We start from the raw sequence: 21,679 nt of genomic DNA, 5'->3' as shown, positions 1-21,679 counted from the left end.
TTGTATATCTTTATAATATTAGTATTTTCTCGCCAATAGGACATTCAATAAGAATGTTCCCGCCCAGTTACTGTTATTGGTTCCGTTTGTACCGATAAAGTCTACACGGGCTACAGATACGGTAAGTCTGGTTCTGCCTGCTGTACCGTTATTGGCCAGGCTTACAAATGATGCGGTAAACACATCGGGAAAACTTGAGTTATTTCCCGCAGTAAGAATAGGATACATATTCGTAACATTAAATGGAGTTCCCTGGTATTCATAAACAAGCGTCATTCTGCTTGTGTTGGAGTAGGAAGCAGTATGAGCCCGGTCCACAGATGTTTTACTCACGATCCACCATCTGTCAGCTGCAGTACCTGAATCATAGCCTGAATTAGTATGATTGGTCCAGTCTGCAGTAGCTGAAATTCCAAGCGCATGAGGAGGAATAAAAAGCTGCGTACCATAAATCTCTACGTTGCTCGGTTTTGGAAGCACTGTAAAAGATAAATCCCACGTTCCTCCGGAAGTATTGCTGTTGTTGACTACTTCAGCATATGCTCCTGTAGGAATTACAAAAGAGGAAACCGGTGTGTTATCTATTCTTAAAGTATTTCCACTGGAAGCCTGTAATGTAATGGCATTCGGAGAAATGTTTTTAATCTTATAAATTCTTCCGGTAAAACTGGTTGTTCCGGTTCCGATTACAGGTAGGGTGAAAGTGGCATCAGCCGTTCCGTTATAAGTGATGTAATGATCAGTAGCCAGGATATTATAGCTTGTAGCAGTTATCTGAGTATAGCCCGCCCTTAACGAACCATTTACGGCAAGGGTACTGTTGGGTGTGGTTGTGTTAATACCTACTTGAGCATTTAAGGGAACAGCTCCGAATAAAACGATAAAGATGTATTTTTTCATATAATGAAAAGTTAATTTATACAAAGATAAAAAAAACAACCAAAATGAATATTTAAAGCGGATTTTAGGAAAAATCACTTTTATTGGAAGGAGGTATTTTTGATAATTACTTAAATCAATTTGAAGGGAACCTCCAAATCTTCAGTAAGATAATAGCTGGAACACAGTCGGTGATAACCATCTGCAATGATCAGTTCATTTTGTACTCTAACTAATAATATAGGAGACGGCTTTTTATTTTTTTCAACCTTTTTCAGATTTTCTTTCACATGAATATTAGTTTCCGGAAGCAGGGTAAGTTTACTGGCTCTTAAAATATCTTCCGACTTCTTTGGTAGAAGCAGTCTTTAATTTTTTTCCGCAGAAGTCTTCATAAGTGCTTCTTTAAAAAGAGTCATAAATGTATTAAAAATAGATTTTATAACATAAAAAGAACAGAAATTTCTGTTCTTTTTATGTTTATTCTTGAAAATATTAATATTTTCTGGCTAACAAAACATTCAGTAAGAAAGTTCCTGCCCAGTTACCATTATTGGAGCCATTACTACCTATAAGATCCACACGGGCCACAGATACAGTAAGTCTGGTTTTACCACCATTACCATTATTGTCAAGACTTACAAAAGATCCTGTAAATACATCTGGAAAACTTGAGTTATTTCCTGGTGTGAGAATAGGATACATATTGGTGACATTGAAAGGAGTATCCTGATATTCGTAGACAATGGTCATTCTGCTTGCATTGGAATAGGTAGAAGTATGAGTTCCATCTACAGATGTTTTACTCACCACCCACCATCTGTCCTTTCCTGAGCCGGTATCATAGGCTGTATTAGAATGATTGGTCCAGTCAGAAATAGCTGATGCTCCTAATGCATGAGGAGGAATGGAAAGCTGAGTACCATAAATTTCTACGTTACTCGGCTTAGGAAGAACTGTAAAAGATAAATCCCATGTTCCTCCGCTCGTATTACTGTTGTTGACTACTTCAGCATAAGCCCCTGTAGGAATGACAAAAGAAGCAGTCGGTGTATTGTCAATTCTTAAGGTATTACCACTGGAAGCCTTGAGAGTAATTGCATTCGCAGAGATATTTTTAATCTTATAAATTCTTCCGGTATAACTTGCAGTTCCCGTTCCTATGACAGGAAGAGTAAATGTAGCATCAGCTGTTCCATTATAAGTAATGTAATGATCAGTTGAAAGAATATTATAACTTGTGTCCGTGATCTGGGTATATCCGGCTCTTAATGAACCGTTGATAGCGAGAGTACTGTTAGGATTTGGGGTGTTAATCCCTACCTGTCCCATTAAGGGTAAAGCCCCCAATAAAGGGATCAAAATATATTTTTTCATATTGCGATGTTTTTATACAAATGTAAAAAAAAATATGTAAAATTCACTAAATATTGAATAATTACTATGCATATAATACAATATTTAGTGATATAAAATGAGTGATTAATCTTAAAGCAATCGGCAGAGTATTTCAAGTTATTAACTTATTCCTTTAATTAATACACGAGATTAATGATTAACAAAGGTTTTCTTATTGATAGACTTTCGACCGGCTCAGGTTGAAAACACCAATACCATCCCAAATTTTTAAGCATTGTCAGGCTCAGCCTGTCGAATCTATTATTACTAAAAGGGATAGGTTAATCAAGTTATGAAGTAAGATAATATCTGCAGGATAGGCGGTGATAAACATCTGCAATAATAAATGTTGGCAGAAATTTCTTGTTTTTTCTTTTTCAGATTTTATTGTATATAAATCTTGGTATGATATATGCAAGATTTATTGTGAACCGGAATGAATTTCATTAAATAATATCGAATTAATTGAAGCCATTCAAAAATAGGAACATTATGAAAAAGTTATTAATTTCAACAGTATTGTTATTAGGTTTATCTATGAATGTTTCAGCTCAGAAACATCCAGCACCGCCTCCACATCCTTCAAAAAGTGAGTTGGTAAATATTAAAATGCAGGAACTTACCAAAAAATACAATACTGAGAAAAAACTGATCCTTAATCACCCGCTTGCTACCAAAAAGATGAAAAGAGATCAGATGAAAGCTCTGAATGAAAGATATGCGGCTGAAAAACGATTACTTAAACAGGCAAAATAATACAGTATTTTTGCGGTTATTAAAATTTGAAAAGCCGTTTTTTATACTTTAGGTTTTGATGAGTTTTCAGTATAAGACAAAATTTATTGAAAGAGAATGCGTATTGTATTCTCTTTCTTTGTTTAAAATTGAATAAAAATAGCTTTATTGATGCATTTTAAGATCAGTTTGCAGAAACATTAAACATCCAATATTTTTCCTTAAATTCGCATAAAAATTTTTAAAGTAATGAATTACGATATTATTGTCATTGGAAGTGGTCCTGGTGGATATGTTACTGCGATCAGAGCAGCACAATTAGGTTTCAAAACCGCAATTATCGAGAAAGAAAATTTAGGAGGAATCTGCCTTAACTGGGGATGTATTCCAACTAAAGCTTTATTGAAATCTGCTCAGGTTTTTCATTATATCAACCATGCGGAAGATTATGGTTTGAATAAAGTGGAGGCTAGCTTTGAATTCCCGAATGTAATTCAGAGAAGCCGTGGTGTTGCCAGCAAAATGAGCAAAGGAATCGAATTCTTGATGAAAAAGAATAAGATTGACGTAATTCTTGGTACTGCAAAAGTACAGAAAGGTAAAAAAGTTTCTGTTACAGATAAAGAAGGAAAAGTAACCGAATATACAGGTACTCATATCATTATCGCTACAGGAGCCCGTTCAAGAGAATTACCAAACTTACCACAGGATGGTAAAAAAGTAATCGGATACAGACAGGCATTATCTCTTCCTGAGCAGCCAAAATCTATGATCGTTGTAGGTTCTGGAGCTATCGGGGTAGAATTTGCTGACTTCTATAACACAATGGGAACTAAAGTTACTGTTGTTGAATTTATGCCAAACATCGTACCTGTAGAAGACGAAGAAATCTCTAAACACTTAGAGAAATCTCTGAAAAAGACAGGAATCGAGATCATGACAAACGCTTCTGTAGAAAGTGTTGATACAACTGGTGAAGGAGTAAAAGCTACTGTGAAAACAGCTAACGGAAACATTACTCTTGAAGCTGATATCTTATTATCTGCTGTAGGTATTGCTGCTAATATCGAGAACATCGGTTTAGAAGAGGTTGGAATCCAGACAGATAAAGGAAGAGTATTAGTGAACGAATGGTATGAAACTTCAGTACCTGGTTACTATGCCATCGGAGATATCATCCCAACTCAGGCGTTGGCTCACGTAGCTTCTGCAGAAGGAATCACTTGTGTTGAGAAAATCAAAGGAATGCATGTTGAAAAAATCGACTATGGCAATATCCCTGGTTGTACTTACTGCCACCCTGAAGTAGCTTCTGTAGGTCTTACTGAAAAGCAGGCTAAAGAAAAAGGATATGAAATTAAAGTAGGTAAATTCCCTCTTTCTGCAAGTGGTAAAGCTACTGCAAACGGAAACACAGACGGATTTATCAAAGTGATTTTCGATGCTAAATACGGTGAGTGGTTAGGATGCCACATGATTGGTGAAGGAGTAACAGATATGGTTGCTGAAGCTGTTGTTGCCAGAAAATTAGAAACTACAGGTCACGAGATCATCAAATCTATCCACCCGCACCCTACGGTTTCTGAAGCGATTATGGAAGCTGCTGCAGCGGCTTACGGTGAGGTGATTCACATTTAATCAATTAATTTAGATATATAAAAGCTCAGATTTTTCTGGGCTTTTTTAATAATTAACCATGAAGAAAATATTTTTTTTATTAGCAATCCTTTGTTTTGCCTTCATTTTTTCTCAAGAAAAAGAAAACAAAAGGTATTTTCCAACAGAATATGTTTTAAAAAATTCCGGAGATACTCTAAGGGCTAGGGTGAGAAATACGGGTATGTATACCAATAAAAAATATTCATTTGCCACTGTTTTATTTAAAATGAAAATGATGGATGAAAAAGGGAATACAACTTGGGTTCCCATTAATGAAGTAAGATATATTAAAATTTTGGATGAGAATCAGCAGAAGCATGAATATTTTGCATCAACAGATAAATTTCTTAAAGAGAAAGGACTGGTTGAAGTAGTTTATGAGGGAAAGAATATAAATTGGTATAAAGCCTTTAATAACTCTATTCTTTCACCAGGTATTCAAATTTTGAATTATTTGGTTGATAAGGATAAAAATATTCTTTATGAAGAGAGTCTTTTAGATAATTTCAGCCGGAATTTAAAGAAGCTATTTAAAGATGATTTGGACTTGACAGAAAAACTAAAGCAAGCCAAAACAGAGAAAGATTATCTTGAGCTTTTACAATTGTATGATACTAAACTAGAATAAGATAAATATAAAATACAGATTATATGTATTTTTTTAAATTAAAGAAAAATAACCTAACAGGTTTCAAAAACCTGTTAGGTTTATTCTCTGTTTTCTTAAGAGATTTCTGATGAAATTGTTAGCTTAAAATTTTTAAAACCTATTAGGTTTAATGCACATCTAATTGATAAGAATAGAAATTAGCTTCAGGATTAATCATACAACCACAGATGAAAATCTGTGGTTTTTTATGGAAAATGATTACTGTTTATACCATATTCACGTCAGAAAATATAATAAATAACCCAGTAACGCTCCTCCGATAACCACAAAAGCACTGTTTAGTTTTTTAAAAACGAACAGGATAGCTATACTGACGCAGGCAATAAGAGTTGTTTTCCAGTCGGTAATGCTGTCAATTCCCATAGTGATGCATACAGAAATAATGAGAGCTATTGAGGCCACATTTACACCATTAAGAAAAGAAGAAAATGTTGAAGAATTTCTCATTTTATTGACGAAAGGACCTGTTAAAGCAACCAATATGAAAGAAGGAAGGAATATAGCTAACGTAGATACCAGAGCTCCCGAAATCCCATTGATCTGATATCCGATAAATGTCACTGAAGAAAACACCGGACCCGGTGTAAACTGGCCTACAGCGATAGCATCTATGAGTTCCTGGCGTGTAATAATTCCTTTGGAAACAAGCTCTGTATTCAGAAAGGCGAATAAAACATATCCGCTGCCGTATAATATGGCGCCCACCTTCAGAAAGGTCCAGAATAATTTTAAATTGAGAAGAGAATAAACATCGGATAGTAAAAACTGCAGCGGCCCAATAAAAATTAAATTGTTCAGTCTTTTTACATTGTTTTTTTGCAGATAATCTATTATCAATAGTAGCAGACCGGCTCCGAACATTAATCCTATTTCATTGATTTTAAAAAAAGAACATATGAGAACAATTACACCAACAGCTGCTAATCGGAAAGTTTTTACTGATTTTTTTGCCAATGGGAATACAGCGCCTAAAATAATAGCTATAATAGCAGGCTTTATTCCATAAATGAAAGGATATATTTCGGGAAGCTGGCCATATTTTTTGTACAGCCATGCAAAAGTACCAGTAATAATAACGGCGGGAAGGATAAAACAAAGCCCCGCAACAATAAGCCCTTTCCAGCCTGCTCTTTCACGCCCTATATGAATTGCCATTTCAGTACTGTTAGGACCTGGAATGATATTGGTAGCTCCAATAAGATCCAGAAATTCCTGATCTGTCAGCCACTTTTTTTCAACTACTACTTCTTTTTGCATCATAGCGATATGGGCAACCGGACCTCCAAATCCAATGATTCCCAGCTTCAGAAATAATTTGGCAAGGTCTTTTAAGTCATTACTATTGTTCACTTTAATTTAAACTATTGTTTTACAAGGATCATTTATTATAAATTGATTTGATAAAAGTAAAAAACTATGGTATATATTTAATATCTGCATGATCATTTTTACATTAATTTTTGAGAAGTATGAGCTTTAATAGCAGATTGAAGGTCAGACTGCTTAAGGAGTTAAAACTGTTTTGATTGAATTTTGATATCATTACAGCAGATTTTATTAAAATAATTTTAAAATCAGCATATTTATAAAAATTAACTTAATTATTTCAGACTGTTTTCTTACATTTATTCAATGAATTTTGAGAGAGTAGGACTTGTTTTATCAGGAGGCGGTACCAAAGGAATCGCTCATGCAGGAGTATTAAAATTCTTACAGGAAAAAGGGATTGAGATAGATATCCTTTCCTGCTGCAGTGCGGGATCTATCGTAGGATGTCTGCACGCTGTCGGAAAAACTCCGGACGAAATCCTTGAATTCTTCAATTCTGTGTATTTTTTCAATTGGAAACACTTCACATTCAATCAGCCGGGATTGGTTTCTTCAGTGATCTTTAGGAATTATCTGAAACCTATTTTTCAGGAAATGAAATTAGGTGATCTAGATATCGAAGTGAAGATTGTAGCAACAGAATTAGTTGCCGGAACCCAGAAGATTTTTGATAAAGATTTTGAAATCGTAGATGCTATTATTGCGTCATGCTCTATTCCTGGTATAACCACTCCTTACATCATTGGAGATGAAATGTATTGTGACGGAGGAGTATTGAATAATTTTCCAGCGGACATTATCAGAGAAGATTGTGATAAATTAATTGGTGTTTTTGTATCACCACCCAATGAAGCTAAAATTAAAGATCTGAACTCTATCAAAGCAATTGTTTCCCGATCTTATGACCTTCTTTCCTACAGGATTGAAAAAATAAAATTTGATTATTGTGACTGGTTCATATCTTCCCAGAAATTATCTTCCTACGGAACTTTTGAACGAAGAAAAGACCGACTGGAGGAAATTTTCAATATCGGTTACAGAGCAGCTAAAGAAAGCTACGAAGAAAGCTCCCTTTTTACAGAATTAAAACAATCCGGAACATAAAACAATCCCGCATATATAATTTGATGCAGGATCTTTATTGTATAAGAGAGTTGGAAAGACTGTAGATTCTAAAAATGAGACTATCAACTTCCAGCCTCTCTCTTCCATCTTCCAGCCTATATACTCTTAATTTTTCACCACATAGCCATCCTGGCGAACGATTTCACGATCATTAGCATCATTTACAACCAAGGTGTAAGGCGCTTTTTTCGGAGAATCTGTAAGGTAATTTCTCCAGATCTGATAGCTGTGTCCTTCATTGCTGAATTCGATATAATAATTTCCTCCTGTACCATCAGGAATCAGTTCACCATCGCTGATGATCATACTTGGCTTAGCGGTGATCTTTGCATTGGCATTCCAGGATTGGTAAAGGTACTTGCCATTCGGCTGCTTGTCTATTCTGATCTTGAATTTTTTGGTTTTGATAATAACAGTCTTCGGGACCTGCTGAAGGATAGAAGAGGTTATAAAACCTTCTGTTTTTGGAGTAGGAACTTCGTTGGCATAAACGAAAGAAAACTGGACTAAGCAGAAAGTTCCTAATAAAATATGCTTTATCATATTGAGTGGTTATTGGTTAATATTTCAGATTCTACAAATATAAAGCCATTTTGATATCCGCCTGCTTTCAAAAAGAAGTTTGTTGAAGCCTTATTCAGTTACAGCCGTATAACTTGCAAAAGCATCTTCCAGGCTTTCAAATTTGCCTTTAAACTCATCAATAGGGCAGTCCTGAAGAATATTTCCTTTATGGATAAGAATTACTCTTGAACAAAGTGCTTCTACTTCCTGCATGATATGCGTAGAAAGTAAAACTGTTTTTTCCTGACCAATTTCTTTTACCACATTACGGATTTCAATAATCTGGTTAGGATCCAGACCATTGGTAGGTTCATCCAGAATCAGTAAATCCGGCTGATGAATAATGGCCTGTGCCAATCCTACACGTTGCTTGTATCCTTTAGACAGCTGTCCGATCTTTTTTGATTTTTCCGGAGTAATTCCTACCAGTTCAATCACATCATCTACTGTTGATTCAGAAATTTTGTGGATATTGGCCACAAACTGAAGGTATTCTTTCACATACATTTCCAGATAAAGCGGATTATTTTCAGGAAGAAAACCGATTTTCTTTTTGCTTTCAATCTCATGGTCAGCAATATTCATCCCATTGAAAATAATTTCTCCCTGATCAATTTTCAGTGCACCGACAATAGATTTCATCAGGGTAGATTTCCCGGCACCGTTTGGACCAAGAAGACCGATGATCTCATTTTTATCAATAGAAATGTTGATGTTGTCAAGGGCAGTCTGTTCACCAAATTTTTTGGTTAAATTGATTATCTGAAGCGGCATAGGTTTTACTATCTTTATGCAAAAATAAAATAAAAAAACTCATCCGGTAGAACGAGTTTCGCAATATTTTTAAAATATAATTATTTTCTTGATTTTTTCTTGGTTCCGCCAGATGCAGGAACTGCTGTAGAAGCTGTATTGGTGGTTCCTTTTACTGCTGCCGGGTTGATACTGGCGGGTTTGTCATACATAGTATATTTACCGTTGGTTCGGCCAAAGATTTTTTCCACCTGTTTTTGGGTTAAATACTGTGACTTGCCAATGTATTTTCTATTTTTGTTGATCACCTGAATAAACTGCATGGTCTGCTGCCCGTAGTTTTTTTCATAATGAAGTTCTATAATATCATTGGGCAGTTCCAATACCACATTTTCTTCTGGAGCGGAAATAAAACCATCCATAATAAGTTTATATAATCCGGCAACATCTCCATTAATGTTCTGGAATGAAAAAGATCGGATTGTATTCAGGTTGCTGGTGTTCAGATCCTGGTAGTTAACTGTAAATTTATCTTCCTTTTTATAGAGACCAACGGAATTATCTTTACCAATTTCCACCAAACTTTCATTTTTCAACACTTTGATCTGTGAGAAAACTGAAATACCGAACATACATGTAATAAGTAGAATTATTTTTCTCATGGAATGAATTTTAATGTTTTATAACTTGGTGCACATAAATTTACTCATAAAAAAGCTTAAAAACAATTTTATTCGTTAAAGCAAAAGTAACACTTTTTTTTAATATTTATAAGAGATCATCTACTGATGCTATGGATTTCATTGTTTGTGTAAAGAATTTTGAATCATGGTTTTGATTCTATTTTCCAAAAGGACTGTTATTTTTCTTTAAATCAGGTTTATAATTCTGGATATCGTGTAAGGTGTTGAAAAACAGATTGGAAATTACTCAGGTATGGCTAAATTAAAAATTTATTAAAAATAAATGTTAAAAATGAGCTTTTGTACACTAATTAATAAAAATATCAATGGGTAGCTATGGCTTTAATAATCACATTCTTTATCGCAGCTTCTTTACCACTCCAGTATTCACTGTTTTCAGGCATCTGATTTTCAAGAATAATGAGGGTAGTATCTGTGGAAGGAAAATAGGTGTTAAGGCAGGTGAAACCATCACCAAGACCTGTCACCGCAAAATAATCCAGCCCAGCCTCTTTGATAAATCTTACATTATACCCGAACCCCATACTTTCTTTTCCGAAAACATTGTGCTGGGATTGGGTAGAAGGCGTCAGCATCAGCGTTTGAAATTCAGGAGAGAGAAGTTTCCCTTTAAATAAGGCCTGATCCCATTTTGCAAGATCCTGCACTGTGGAAATGATACCTGCAGCAGATGCTATTTTATCATTCAGAAAGGTTTCCTTTACTTTTTCAAACCGGTTATTTTTGTTCATATAACCAGGAACGAGAGATTGGTTATTCTTTGTATTGTAGACGAAAGTTTTATTCATTCTCAGCTTTTTGAACAGGGTATTGGCCGATTCTGCGAAACTTTTCCCTGTTGTATTTTTAAGGATTTCCCCAAGCATCATATAGGAAAGATTACCATATTTGAACTGTGAACCGGCTTTGAAAGCTGCAGGTTTTTCCGGATTGGTAATCCCGTGGGTATGGTTCAGAAGATGATGGATCGTAACCGTATCGGCCCAGGTTTGGGTAAGAGAAGGAAGGTATTTTCTGATAGGAGTATGAAGATTCAGTTTCCCCTGTTCGGCAGCCTGTAAAATTAAAACGGCAGTCATCTGCTTGGAATTTGACATGATTTCAAACTGATCATCTGTTTTTAAAGAAATCTTCTTTTCGAAATCTTTGTAACCATTGGATTTCAGATACTGTATTTTTCCTTTTTGAGCTATCAAAACAACTCCGTTGAATGCTATTGGGCTGGCAGAGGTGATAATACTGTCTACTTTTCCCATATAGCTGTCTTTCTTCTGAGCTGTTGTGATAACGGATAAAAGAATAGAAAATACACCTGTTAAGAATAATTTTGTCGAGGTCATTATGTTTTTTTGTATTGAGAGACTAAGAAATGGATATTACTTTAAAATGTTTCCAAATATATGTATTTCCTCTTTTGCTTTTATTTCAAATATTTAATAATTTAGTTTCCCATGAAAATAAAAACCATTAGTCTTCTCATCCTTCTTTTGTCTGTTATATCCTGCAAAAAAGATAAAGAATATCCTAAATATGCTGAACTGGAATCTGGAAATGGAACCTATTCACTTTATATAAAAGACGGAACCTTTGAATTTTTAAAGACAGAACATATAAGCTATGATCAAATTGTAACAGCACCTTTCTCAGAAGGGAAATATGAAATATCAGGTGATGAGCTGATTTTAAAGAGTAATCAAAGAAAAAAATATATTTTCAAAATCGGGGAGGAATCTGAGTTGATCCCTGAAAAAATGGATTCATTAAAGGATCTAAAAGGATTATTTCCGATTCAGATTCTTCATAACAATAAAATGCCGAAGGAAATAGGACGAATAGATTCTCTGGGAAGAAAAAATGCTTTATGGCTTTATTTTAATGAAAAAGGGAAGGTGATTAACCAGAGACTGTATAAAAATGGCGAGCTGGTGAAAGACAATTATAAGTCTGACATTATTATAAAATAAAGAATCTGTTGATTTCTTTTATCTCTCACAGATTTTGCAAATTAAGCAGATCTTTATGCAAAAATTGTTGAAATCATGAGAAAATTTTAAACATTCTCTTGCTAAAAATTTTTGACTTTTTTTGCGCCTTAAAATTATACTCAAAATTTAGAAAAACTTTGCGTCCCTTTACTTTTTCCTCTTTTGGTGTTCACAATAATCACTCCATTGGCTCCTCTTGAACCATACAAAGCATTCGAAGAGGCATCCTCAAGAAAAGAAATACTTTCAATGTCTGATGCCGCAATACTGTTCAGGTTTCCGCTGTACGGAATTCCATCCAGTACAATCAGCGGGTCGCTGGAGGCGTTGATAGAGCCTATTCCTCTCATTCTGATCGTAGGCTGAGAACCTGGCTGGCCGGAAGAAATTACCTGTACTCCCGCCACTTTTCCTCCAATTCCCTGAAGAATATTTCCGTTTTGAAGATTAGAAAGATCTTTAGCCTTCAATGATTGTACAGATCCTGTAATCTCTTCTTTTTTCTGTTTTCCAAAGGCTACCACCACTACTTCTTTGATGGAAGTTTCCTTGGAAAGGCTGTCTTTACTTTGTGCAAAACCATATTCCGCGAATAACAGTAAGGCCAATACACCAAGCTTGCATTGTTTCTTTTTCATTATATTAATCTAGGTTTAAACTGAATTGTGTATTACTGCTGATCTCCCGGTAAAAAGTGTGACTTTCCGCCTCCTTTTTCAGGGAGGTTTTACAAAATAGAAAAGTAAAATTTACAGGAGATGTACCCGGATGAAAGAAGCCTTGAACTTTTTGGCTTTAATTCCTACAGTAATGAATGTATCTCTTAAAAAGTTAGCACATCATCATCATGCCCATCATATCAGAGCACATGTCTTGAGAAATACAGTTGTGCTGTGAAAGGGCAGGCATTCCACAACAATTTTGCTGTGCAGGAGCTGCCGCCGTAATGGTGCATAGGTAAGAATTAAAGGTATTCTTATTCATGAGAATAAAGTTTATGATTTTTTTAACTGGGTCAAAATTATTTAATAATTGACAAACCCCTGTAAAAGGAGAGTATGAGATAAATCATATTAGTCTACTAAATTAGTAGGTTAATTGGTTTTAATTAAATTATTAAATCGTAAATATTTGATTTTTAATCTGTTGCTTGCTGTTTTGAAAATCTTAAAAATAATAAAAAAGTTAATTTTCAAAGGTGAATTAAAATTAAAATCATAAGTCTATTTATTTTGTAGACTTTTTGTTTATTTTATAGCTGTATTCAATGAAAATGAGCATTAGAAGCTTTATCCTGCTATCCGCTCATACTCCTCACGCCTGGCTGTCACCCTCAGCTTAGCCGAAGACCTCAACGCTTGTTGCGGGGTAACCGCTGCTATCAGGGCTAGAATAGAATTATGAATTATGAATTATGAATGAAAGAAATATACTCAAACATCTGTGTTGATCTGTGTAATCTGTGGGAAAAATGAAAATATTCAATAGGAACGGGCTTTAGCCCGTTTACCGAAGATTAAAAAATTCATCAGGCTTCAGCCAAAACCTAAAAAAAGAAGCCTACCTTTCGGTAAACTTCTTATGAAAACAAGATTAAAATATGGATTTATTCTTTCTTAATATCCGGAACTTCCAAAGGTGTCTGGTCCCAGCCGCCACCTAAAGCTCTGTAAACAGCAACACTCGCTTTAAGTTGGTTCACTTTCTTTTCTACCAGCTCAAATCTGGATTCCAGCGCATCCCGCTGAGTCAGTAAAACTTCCATATAATCAGCACGGGCATATTTGAACAGATCGTTGGAAATATCAATAGACCTGGTTAAAGCATTCACTTCTTTCGTTTTGATATTCACACTGCTTTCCAGATTATGAATTTTAGATAACTGGTTCGCTACCTCAATATAAGCTCCCAAAACAGTCTGCTCATAATGATACACTGCCTGAATCTGTTTGGCATTGGCATTATTATAAGCCGCTTTAATCGCTCTTCTGTTGATCAGAGGAGCGGTAAGTTCTCCCGCAAGAGAAAACAGAAACGACTGAGGTTTGATGATATACAACGGATTAAAAGCCTGTAATCCGACTCCTGCAGAAAGATCAAGAGAAGGGTAGAACCTTGCTTTGGCTGCTTTAATGTCAAGCTTGGCAGCAGCCAGTTCATATTCAGCCTGTTTGATATCCGGACGGTTTTCCAATAGTTCGGAAGGAATTCCTCCATACACTGCTTGCGGAACAACAGAATCAAAAGAATCCTGACTTCTTTCTACTGGTTGAGGAAATCTTCCCACCAGATAGTTGATCTTATTCTCAGTTTCAACAATCTTCTGCCGGATGTCATACTGCATGCCCTGAGTTTTCAGTACCTGAGCTTCAAATCTCTGCACAGCTAATTCATTGGATCTGGCATTCTTTTTTAACTCTTTGATGATATCCAGCGCATCATTTTGAATTTTGATATTCTGATTCAGAATCACAAGCTCATTATCCAGCGCCAACAGTTCATAATAAGAATCGGCAATCTCAGAAATAAGATGAGTTGTCATAAAGTTCTTTCCTTCAATACTGGCAAGATACCGCTGTACCTGTGCTCTTGTGGCATTATGAAGCTTTCCCCAGATATCGGTTTCCCACTGTGCCTGAGCGCCAACGCCAAAGTCAAACAAAGGTTCAGGCATTTCTCTGCCCGGTTCTATTTCTGTATTGGCTTCCATAGCCCCGATATTGGTGTATCGGCTTACTTTGTCTACACCAGCTCCGGCTTTTAAACCTACAGATGGAAGATATTCTCCTTTTTTGGCTTTGATTTCATTTTTAGACATTTCAATTTCCTGAAGAACAATATTCAGTTCCTGGTTATTCTGAAGGGCCTGACTAATCAGCTCCTGAAGATGAGGATCACTGAAGTATTCATTCCACTTCATTTTTCCTGTATTGATGGTGTCGTTTTCTGCAGAACCGTATTTTTCAGGGACTGTTTTATTTTCAGTATGCTGTACGATTTCGATAGGTTTACAGGCAGTAAGACTTAATAAGATGACTGCCAGACCTGTATATTGATATATTTTTCTTTTATTCATAATGGATCATGTCTTCGCTTAATGGAGATTCATCTTCGTCTTTGATCATTTTTTTACCATCAGACCATTTGGCAAATATGTAGTAGAGCCCCGGAATTACAATCACTCCGAATAGCGTTCCTATCAGCATTCCTCCAAGTGAGGATGCTCCAATGGTATGGTTTCCGATCGCTCCGGCACCTCTTGCAAAAACAAGCGGAACCAATCCTGCAATAAAGGCAAAAGAAGTCATCAGGATCGGTCTGAAACGGGCTTTTGAGCCTTCTACGGCAGCTTCAAGAATAGAATCTCCTGCCTGACGCCTTTTTACGGCAAATTCTACAATAAGTACCGCGTTTTTACCCAGTAATCCGATAATCATGATCAATCCAACCTGTGCATAGATGTCATTTTCCAGACCCATAGCTTTTAATAATAAGAAAGACCCGAATACTCCCACCGGAAGTGAACAAAGTACAGCAAACGGAATAAGAAAACTTTCATACTGAGCGGCCAGAACCAGATATACAAATACCAGAACAACAAGGAATACATAGATGGCTTCATTACCACGCTGTGCCTCGTCATAAGACAATCCTTCCCATGCCACTTTGTATCCGTGAGGAAGTGTTTTGACAGCCGTTTCGTTGATAGCCTGAATAGCATCAGCAGTAGTATACCCTGCAGCCGGAAGTCCACGGATTGCTGCGGAATTGTACATGTTGTAACGCGTAATTTCGTTAGGTCCCTGAGTCTTTTTCATGGTCATGAATGCGGAATAAGGAACCATTTCATCACGGTCATTTTTCACATACAGATTCATAATATCCGTAGGAAGTCTTCTGAATTCCGGAGACGACTGTACATATACTTTAAAGAACTGTCCGAAACGGATAAAGCCCTGTTCATAGGTACTACCGATCAGAATGTTGAGGTTGTCCATCGCTTTTCCGATAGAAACTCCTTTCTGCATCGCTGCATTATTATCAAAAACCAGTTCATACTGTGGATAATTAGCCGCAAAGAAGGTGAAGACTCCTGAAAGTTCCTTACGCTTTTTAAGCTGGGCGATGAAATCTTTATTGGCTTTGTCAAATTCCTGATAATCAGTCGTTCTGTTAAGGTCAAGAAGCCTCATAGAGAAACCTCCCGAAGATCCGAACCCCGGAACCGCCGGCGGTTCAAAGAACTCAATGGTAGCTCCGAGGTCTTTTGATTTTTCTTCCAGCTCTTCCATAATTTCCTTTACAGAATGATCACGGTCGTTCCAGCTTTTAAGGTTGATCAGACACGTTCCTGCATTCGATCCACGTCCTTCCGTCATAATTTCGTATCCTGCCAATGATGATACAGATTCCACACCATCTACTCCCATACAGATCTTCTGTAATGTTCGGGAAACTTTATTGGTTTGCTCCAGTGTAGAACCCGGAGGGGTCTGGATAATGGCATAGATGGTTCCCTGGTCTTCATTCGGGATAAATCCGCCCGGAAGTACTTTATTGATCATCACAATTCCGGCACAGAAAGCAATCAGAATTCCCCATGTTACCACCTTTCGGCTTACGATTTTTCTGAGGAATGAAGCGTATTTTCCTGTTATTTTATCAAACCCGCTGTTAAAAGAGTCTAAAGCTTTGGTGAAAATATTTGTTTTTTTCGGCTTTCCATGATGGTTTTTCAGTAACATCGCAGCCAAAACCGGAGTCAGTGTAAGTGCTACTACCGCTGAAATCACAATAGAGCTTGCCATAGTAATCGAAAACTGGCGATAGAAAGTTCCCACCGGACCCGTCATGAATGAAATAGGAATGAACACAGCTACCATCACGGCCGTAATAGCAATAATAGCACCTGCAATTTCACCCATTACTTCTTTTACGGCTTTGTAAGGCGAAATATTACTGTCTTCCATTTTGGCGTGAACGGCTTCTATTACTACAATCGCGTTATCAACCACAATACCGATGGCCAATACCAATGCGAAAAGAGTAACCAAATTGATGGTTAATCCGAAGAACTGAATGACAAAGAAAGTTCCGATCAAAGAAACCGGTACGGCAATAATAGGAATCAAAGTAGAACGCCAGTCTCCAAGGAAAATGAAAACAACGATGGCTACAAGGATAAATGCATCTCTCAACGTGTGCATTACCTGTTCAATAGAAGCATCCAGAAATTGTGAAACGTCATAACTGATTTTGTAATCAACACCCGGAGGGAAGTTTCCTTTCATTTCTGCCAGTTTTGCTTTCACATCCCTGATTACATCATTGGCATTACTTCCGTAATTCTGTTTTAAAACGATAGATGCGGAAGGGTGGCCGTCAAGATTGGAATAAATATCAAAGAATTCACTTCCAAGCTCTACTTTGGCAATATCTTTCAGCTTCACATTTTCTCCTTCAGCATTGGAACGGACAATGATGTTTTCATATTCTTCCGGTTTATTATATTGTCCTTTATACGTCAATACATATTCCAGTGACTGTGCTGCAATTCCTGAACTTTGCCCGATCCTTCCCGGACGTCCGATGATGCTCTGTTCGCCAATGGCTTTCATCACCTCATCTACAGAAATAGAGTAAGCACGCATACGGTCAGGGTTCAGCCAGATACGCATGGCATATCTACGGCTTCCCAGAATCTGAGATTTTGCAATCCCGTGGATACGGTTAATTTCCGGGATGATATTCACCATAGAGTAGTTGTAGAGGAATTTTTCATCCATACTTTTATTTGTACTGTAAAGGTTTACATACATCAGCATACTCGGCTGAATTGGGTTTACCACAACTCCTTCTTTCTGTACAAGTTCCGGTAATAAAGGCATTACCTGATCTACTCTGGTTTTTACCAGAACCACCGCTTCATTGGGATCGGTTCCGGGATCAAAGACAACGTTTACCGTAGCTTCTCCGGCACTGGTGGCATCAGTAGTGATGTAACGCATTCCCTGAACTCCATTGATAGCATTTTCAATCGTAATCAAAGAAGATTTTACCAATACATCTGCACTCGCTCCCGGATAGGCAATAGAAACAGCTACTGTGGTTGGGGCAATTTTTGGAAACTGTTCTGTAGGAAGCTGCTTCATGGCGATACCTCCCATAAACAGGATCACAACCGATATCACAATGGCGAAAACCGGTCGGTGTATTACTTTTTTAAACATAATGCTGCTTTTGGGTTACTCGGCGTACAGATCCAGATTCGACATTACTTTTTCAGGCCTTTGGTACTTTGAGCTGATCTTCTGGTTTTCCTGAACCATTCTAAGACCCTCAAGCAGGATTCTGTCATCCTTTCCAAGTCCTGAAGAAACTACATAAATGTGAGGTAATTCGGCAGCTACTTTTATTTCTCTTGCATGTACTTTGCCATCTTTACCAATCACATAGACATATTTCTTTTCCAGCTCTTCGAAAGTAGCTTTCTGTGGAATCATCATTGCATTGGCATAAGGGGAAGTAATAACAATGTTTCCGGTTTCTCCATATCTTAACAGTCCTTTTGGATTCGGGAAAGTAGCCCTGTAAGCGATATTTCCTGTTTCATTGTCAAAATCAGACTCTATGGTCTGTACGATACCATCTTGGGTAAACTCTTTGCCATTGGCCATTCTTAAACGTACATGCAATGGGTTGTTATCTTTTTTCGCATCCATCTGATTAAGATATTCAGCTTCAGGAACATTGAAGTATACCCACATTTTGCTGTTGTCTGAAAGTTCAGTTACCAATTCACCTTCATCTACAAGGCTTCCTTTACGCACATGTAATTTTCCTACAATTCCGGCAAACGGAGCACGGATTTCTGTGAATCTCAAATGGGTATTCATTGAAGAAAGCTCGGCCTGGGCTTTTTCATATCTTGCTTTGGCCATAGCCATTTCCTGGGGAGCAACGATGTTTTTGTCGGAAAGGTTTTTGGTATTCTGATATTCAATTTCTGCGTATTTGGTTTCCGCTTTGGCACGGTTTACATCAGATTCATAAAGATTGGGCATGATTTTGAACAGCAGCTGTCCTTTTTGTACAAACTGTCCTTCATCTGCATAAATAGACTGGATGTATCCTTTTTCCTGAGCTCGAAGCTCAATATGATTAATGGAACGGATTTGCGCAACATAATCTTTGTTCACCAATGTATCTTTTATAAGAGGGCTTGTAATGTTGAATGAAGCTGCTTCTGTTTTTTCCTTTTTTTCAGATTGACAGCCTACAAACAGGAGAATAAGGCACAAGTTGATATACATGAGACTTTTCTTGACCATGATAAATATTGTTTTTATAATAATTTATAATTGAAAAAATAGAGTTACCGGCTCTCATAGCAGAGTATGAAAGCAGATAAGATTTTCGAAAAAATTAGTATAAAATCACAGTCGGATGACCCTGTACTGGATGTACAGATCATCGTCTAAGGTTTTTAAATGTTCTGATTGAGCAAGAGAAACAGCAATTTGTCTGTTGTGAAATGTAGTGACAAAGCCTGAAATGAGATGCCATAAACCATCTTTAAAAAGGGCAAGAAGCTGGGTAGAACCTGAGGTTTCTACATTGTCGTCATTTTCATTGTCATTTTCAGAAAGATTAGCTCTGATTTTGTTGTATCGCGGATGGCTGACATTGTAAGTATCATTGGCTTCATTATTTTTAAGAAATGCAAAAGATTCTTTGAAGCTCTTTTTCTTATGAATAAGAAGATCAGTGGTAAAATGAATATCGGAAGGAATATCCGTTGAAATATACTGTTGAATTTGCCCGTAATACCATCCTACAATGGTAAGCATAGCAAATAACAAACTGTACAAATATTGATAAAATCTTTTCCGCATCCCAGTGACAAAGGTAGGTAAACTTCAAAATAAGTGCAACCGTTGAAGATTAAAAAAGTGTTAAAAGTAGTTTGTTGACTAAAAAATAGATCTGTTTCCCTGATTTTCCTTTTTGACTAGGAAGAAGATAGACCCGTAACATATAAGGAAAGTGAATATTGTAAAGTTTTTCAATATAAAAATTAATCTTTTTTTGAATTAGCTTTATTTTGCACAATTTTTGCTGTAAAAAGCTACTTTTAAAGGTTAAAGCATAACCGATAGTACAAAAAAATCCTCCAATATTTATATTTATTATGATGAAAAAATACCTTATTTATATATCACTTTTTGGGGCACCCTTATTCTGGGGCCAAAGTAAAGTGACTGAAAAATCTGCTTATCAGCAAAGCCTGACGCTGTCAGAGACAGAAAATGCAGCAATGGCGTTTGATGCTGATATAAAATTGTCCGATGCGGAAATCGCTTTGGATAAAAAACTATTCCAGCTTCGTGAACAGTTTCTGAGTGATTCCAAAGCAAAGAAAATATCTTTATATAACAGCTCTTTTAATGAGTTAAAACCATTAATAGAAAGCAGCAAGCTGTTTGAAATCCTTCAGACAATGCCGAAAGGAGGTCTGCTCCATACCCACAGCGGTGGAATTACAGATGTGAAATGGATTATTTCAACAGCCAGAAAATACCAGGAATGCTATGTTTACGATCAGAAAGATAATGATCAGTTTATTTCCGGACAGCTGGGATTTTTTGAAAAAGGAAAAATTCCGGACGGATTTGTAAACCTTGATAAAAAACTCACTTCAAATCCTGATTTTGAAAAAGAACTTCAGGATCTTCTTACGCTGAAACGTGATAACCTTTGCTCTTATACAGATTATTGGATTGAATTTGAAAAACGTTTTAAGCGTATCAGTTTACTGCTTCCCTACCGTCCTTTCTTTAAAGAATATTATCTGAAAGGATTTCAGGATTTAGTAAAAGATAAAGTACAGCATGTAGAAATCAGATATATTTTTGATGAGCTTTATGATTTTCAGCATGGAAAGTATCCTTTGAAAACTTCCATCACAGATCTGCAGGACATTCTTAAAGAAGTACACCAATCAGATCCCCGGTTTACTCTGAAACTGATCTATTCAAGCTTTAAATTCTTAGATAATGAAAGTATTGAAAAACAGCTGGAAACGGCATTCGAAATGAAGAAAGAATTTCCGGATATGATCTCAGGCTTTGATCTTGTGGCAGATGAAGCAGCTGGGCATAATATCAGTTTTTTTGAGAAAAGCTGGGCCAAAATGAGCGGACTTAGTAAAAAGTACAAAGTGGAACTGCCTCTTTTCCTTCATGCCGGCGAAAGCAATTCTATTCTGAATAAAAATATTCTGGATGTAGTGCTGCTGAACAATAAAAGAATTGGCCACGGACTGAATCTGATTTACTTCCCAAAAACAATGGAACAGGTCAGAAAACAAAATAAACTGGTGGAAGTAAGCCCACTCAGTAATCAGATCTTAGGATATGTAAGTGATCTGAGAAATCATCCGGCAAGAGTATTATTAAGTAATGGAGTACAATGTTCCATCAACAGTGATGATCCATCAGTGTATGGATATATAGGTTTGAGCTATGATTTTTGGGTTACACTGGTCTATTGGGAACTGGATGTGAAAGCCCTGAAGAAGCTGGTCTTCAATTCCATTACTTATTCTTCTTTGAATGATAATGAGAAAAAGAAAGCTGTTGATTACCTGAATCTGCAATGGAATGACTTTGTTCAGAAAGCAAATCTGCAATTAAATTAATTATCATTTTGGTAAAAGCAGTATCCGGTTTTCAAAGACATTCAGAAGTCTCCTGACAGTTGAATCCGGTCTTAACTTTGCATAAAATCAGTCCGGGATCAATATTATCCCGGACTATATATAGACATTTGTGTTTTTGAAGCTGTGGGGTATAAAAAAATACTTCTTTAAGATATCT

At 36.5% G+C, this 21,679-nt stretch carries 18 protein-coding genes; 6 read left to right on the top strand and 12 right to left on the bottom strand.

Annotated features, from left to right (window positions below; translation table 11 throughout):
• Positions 1 to 18 precede the first annotated feature (18 nt).
• A complete protein-coding gene (locus tag C8D70_RS07970) occupies positions 19 to 900 on the bottom strand; it encodes a hypothetical protein (protein WP_076595610.1) in 882 nt (293 codons plus the stop codon).
• A 474-nt stretch (positions 901 to 1,374) separates the two neighbouring features.
• Positions 1,375 to 2,256: a hypothetical protein gene (locus tag C8D70_RS07960; RefSeq protein ID WP_076595611.1), complete on the bottom strand. Its 882-nt coding sequence runs from the start codon at positions 2,254 to 2,256 to the stop codon at positions 1,375 to 1,377.
• Positions 2,257 to 2,769: 513 nt separating this feature from the next.
• Between C8D70_RS07960 and C8D70_RS07955 the strand changes: the two genes are divergently transcribed.
• The 3 genes from C8D70_RS07955 (at position 2,770) to C8D70_RS07945 (ending at position 5,299) form a co-directional block, all read left to right on the top strand.
• Entirely contained in the window at positions 2,770 to 3,033 is a 264-nt protein-coding gene (locus C8D70_RS07955; RefSeq protein WP_076595612.1) for a hypothetical protein, read from the top strand.
• A 228-nt stretch (positions 3,034 to 3,261) separates the two neighbouring features.
• Positions 3,262 to 4,650: a dihydrolipoyl dehydrogenase gene (gene lpdA, locus C8D70_RS07950; RefSeq protein ID WP_076595613.1), complete on the top strand. Its 1,389-nt coding sequence runs from the start codon at positions 3,262 to 3,264 to the stop codon at positions 4,648 to 4,650.
• 58 nt (positions 4,651 to 4,708) lie between these two features.
• On the top strand, positions 4,709 to 5,299 hold the full coding sequence (locus C8D70_RS07945) for a hypothetical protein (RefSeq protein ID WP_110366965.1): 591 nt from the start codon (positions 4,709 to 4,711) through the stop codon (positions 5,297 to 5,299).
• 258 nt (positions 5,300 to 5,557) lie between these two features.
• On the opposite strand, the gene chrA is transcribed toward C8D70_RS07945, so the two are convergent.
• A complete protein-coding gene (chrA, locus tag C8D70_RS07940) occupies positions 5,558 to 6,691 on the bottom strand; it encodes a chromate efflux transporter (RefSeq protein WP_110366964.1) in 1,134 nt (377 codons plus the stop codon).
• A gap of 282 nt (positions 6,692 to 6,973) precedes the next feature.
• Here chrA and C8D70_RS07935 point away from each other — a divergent pair, with 282 nt between their 5' ends.
• Positions 6,974 to 7,774, top strand: coding sequence for a patatin-like phospholipase family protein (locus tag C8D70_RS07935; protein WP_076595616.1), 801 nt, complete (start codon positions 6,974 to 6,976; stop codon positions 7,772 to 7,774).
• A gap of 126 nt (positions 7,775 to 7,900) precedes the next feature.
• On the opposite strand, the gene C8D70_RS07930 is transcribed toward C8D70_RS07935, so the two are convergent.
• From C8D70_RS07930 to C8D70_RS07915, 4 genes are all read right to left on the bottom strand, one after another.
• Positions 7,901 to 8,338: a hypothetical protein gene (locus tag C8D70_RS07930; protein ID WP_110366963.1), complete on the bottom strand. Its 438-nt coding sequence runs from the start codon at positions 8,336 to 8,338 to the stop codon at positions 7,901 to 7,903.
• Positions 8,339 to 8,428: 90 nt separating this feature from the next.
• Positions 8,429 to 9,133 carry an ABC transporter ATP-binding protein gene (locus C8D70_RS07925; protein WP_110366962.1) on the bottom strand — a complete coding sequence of 235 codons (705 nt, stop codon included), beginning with the start codon at positions 9,131 to 9,133 and terminating at the stop codon, positions 8,429 to 8,431.
• An 80-nt stretch (positions 9,134 to 9,213) separates the two neighbouring features.
• Positions 9,214 to 9,774: a hypothetical protein gene (locus C8D70_RS07920; protein ID WP_076595621.1), complete on the bottom strand. Its 561-nt coding sequence runs from the start codon at positions 9,772 to 9,774 to the stop codon at positions 9,214 to 9,216.
• Between the two features lie 344 nt (positions 9,775 to 10,118).
• The gene (locus tag C8D70_RS07915) at positions 10,119 to 11,156 is read right to left on the bottom strand and encodes a serine hydrolase domain-containing protein (protein ID WP_110366961.1); all 1,038 of its coding nucleotides are present in this window, start codon (positions 11,154 to 11,156) and stop codon (positions 10,119 to 10,121) included.
• A gap of 111 nt (positions 11,157 to 11,267) precedes the next feature.
• Here C8D70_RS07915 and C8D70_RS07910 point away from each other — a divergent pair, with 111 nt between their 5' ends.
• The gene (locus C8D70_RS07910) at positions 11,268 to 11,780 is read left to right on the top strand and encodes a hypothetical protein (RefSeq protein ID WP_110366960.1); all 513 of its coding nucleotides are present in this window, start codon (positions 11,268 to 11,270) and stop codon (positions 11,778 to 11,780) included.
• A 140-nt stretch (positions 11,781 to 11,920) separates the two neighbouring features.
• Here the strand turns inward: C8D70_RS07910 and C8D70_RS07905 are convergent, their stop codons facing one another.
• The 5 genes from C8D70_RS07905 to C8D70_RS07885 form a co-directional block, all read right to left on the bottom strand.
• Positions 11,921 to 12,439: a TonB-dependent receptor plug domain-containing protein gene (locus C8D70_RS07905; RefSeq protein WP_228408006.1), complete on the bottom strand. Its 519-nt coding sequence runs from the start codon at positions 12,437 to 12,439 to the stop codon at positions 11,921 to 11,923.
• A 968-nt stretch (positions 12,440 to 13,407) separates the two neighbouring features.
• The gene (locus tag C8D70_RS07900) at positions 13,408 to 14,877 is read right to left on the bottom strand and encodes a TolC family protein (RefSeq protein WP_110366959.1); all 1,470 of its coding nucleotides are present in this window, start codon (positions 14,875 to 14,877) and stop codon (positions 13,408 to 13,410) included.
• A complete protein-coding gene (locus tag C8D70_RS07895) occupies positions 14,870 to 18,031 on the bottom strand; it encodes an efflux RND transporter permease subunit (RefSeq protein WP_110366958.1) in 3,162 nt (1,053 codons plus the stop codon). Before C8D70_RS07895 ends, C8D70_RS07900 begins: the two co-directional genes overlap by 8 nt.
• Before the next feature lie 15 nt (positions 18,032 to 18,046).
• Entirely contained in the window at positions 18,047 to 19,132 is a 1,086-nt protein-coding gene (locus tag C8D70_RS07890) for an efflux RND transporter periplasmic adaptor subunit (RefSeq protein WP_110366957.1), read from the bottom strand.
• A gap of 105 nt (positions 19,133 to 19,237) precedes the next feature.
• Positions 19,238 to 19,672: a hypothetical protein gene (locus tag C8D70_RS07885; protein ID WP_146212864.1), complete on the bottom strand. Its 435-nt coding sequence runs from the start codon at positions 19,670 to 19,672 to the stop codon at positions 19,238 to 19,240.
• Positions 19,673 to 19,992: 320 nt separating this feature from the next.
• Here C8D70_RS07885 and C8D70_RS07880 point away from each other — a divergent pair, with 320 nt between their 5' ends.
• The gene (locus tag C8D70_RS07880; RefSeq protein WP_110366955.1) at positions 19,993 to 21,501 is read left to right on the top strand and encodes an adenosine kinase; all 1,509 of its coding nucleotides are present in this window, start codon (positions 19,993 to 19,995) and stop codon (positions 21,499 to 21,501) included.
• The last annotated feature ends 178 nt before the right edge of the window (positions 21,502 to 21,679 follow it).

The organism is Chryseobacterium sp. CBTAP 102 (assembly GCF_003201365.1).
GTDB classification, from domain to species: domain Bacteria; phylum Bacteroidota; class Bacteroidia; order Flavobacteriales; family Weeksellaceae; genus Chryseobacterium; species Chryseobacterium candidae.
The sequence above is the reverse complement of the archived record's forward strand: the minus strand, read 5'-3'. Positions and strand labels throughout refer to the sequence as shown.

Bases quoted from the DNA above. Each gene is read 5' to 3' on its own strand.
- C8D70_RS07970 (WP_076595610.1), bottom strand. From the start codon at position 900: ATGAAAAAATACATCTTTATCGTTTTATTCGGAGCTGTTCCCTTAAAT.
- C8D70_RS07960 (WP_076595611.1), bottom strand. From the start codon at position 2,256: ATGAAAAAATATATTTTGATCCCTTTATTGGGGGCTTTACCCTTAATG.
- C8D70_RS07955 (WP_076595612.1), top strand. From the start codon at position 2,770: ATGAAAAAGTTATTAATTTCAACAGTATTGTTATTAGGTTTATCTATG.
- lpdA (WP_076595613.1), top strand. From the start codon at position 3,262: ATGAATTACGATATTATTGTCATTGGAAGTGGTCCTGGTGGATATGTT.
- C8D70_RS07945 (WP_110366965.1), top strand. From the start codon at position 4,709: ATGAAGAAAATATTTTTTTTATTAGCAATCCTTTGTTTTGCCTTCATT.
- C8D70_RS07935 (WP_076595616.1), top strand. From the start codon at position 6,974: ATGAATTTTGAGAGAGTAGGACTTGTTTTATCAGGAGGCGGTACCAAA.
- C8D70_RS07930 (WP_110366963.1), bottom strand. From the start codon at position 8,338: ATGATAAAGCATATTTTATTAGGAACTTTCTGCTTAGTCCAGTTTTCT.
- C8D70_RS07925 (WP_110366962.1), bottom strand. From the start codon at position 9,133: ATGCCGCTTCAGATAATCAATTTAACCAAAAAATTTGGTGAACAGACT.
- C8D70_RS07920 (WP_076595621.1), bottom strand. From the start codon at position 9,774: ATGAGAAAAATAATTCTACTTATTACATGTATGTTCGGTATTTCAGTT.
- C8D70_RS07915 (WP_110366961.1), bottom strand. From the start codon at position 11,156: ATGACCTCGACAAAATTATTCTTAACAGGTGTATTTTCTATTCTTTTA.
- C8D70_RS07910 (WP_110366960.1), top strand. From the start codon at position 11,268: ATGAAAATAAAAACCATTAGTCTTCTCATCCTTCTTTTGTCTGTTATA.
- C8D70_RS07905 (WP_228408006.1), bottom strand. From the start codon at position 12,439: ATGAAAAAGAAACAATGCAAGCTTGGTGTATTGGCCTTACTGTTATTC.
- C8D70_RS07900 (WP_110366959.1), bottom strand. From the start codon at position 14,877: ATGAATAAAAGAAAAATATATCAATATACAGGTCTGGCAGTCATCTTA.
- C8D70_RS07895 (WP_110366958.1), bottom strand. From the start codon at position 18,031: ATGTTTAAAAAAGTAATACACCGACCGGTTTTCGCCATTGTGATATCG.
- C8D70_RS07890 (WP_110366957.1), bottom strand. From the start codon at position 19,132: ATGGTCAAGAAAAGTCTCATGTATATCAACTTGTGCCTTATTCTCCTG.
- C8D70_RS07880 (WP_110366955.1), top strand. From the start codon at position 19,993: ATGATGAAAAAATACCTTATTTATATATCACTTTTTGGGGCACCCTTA.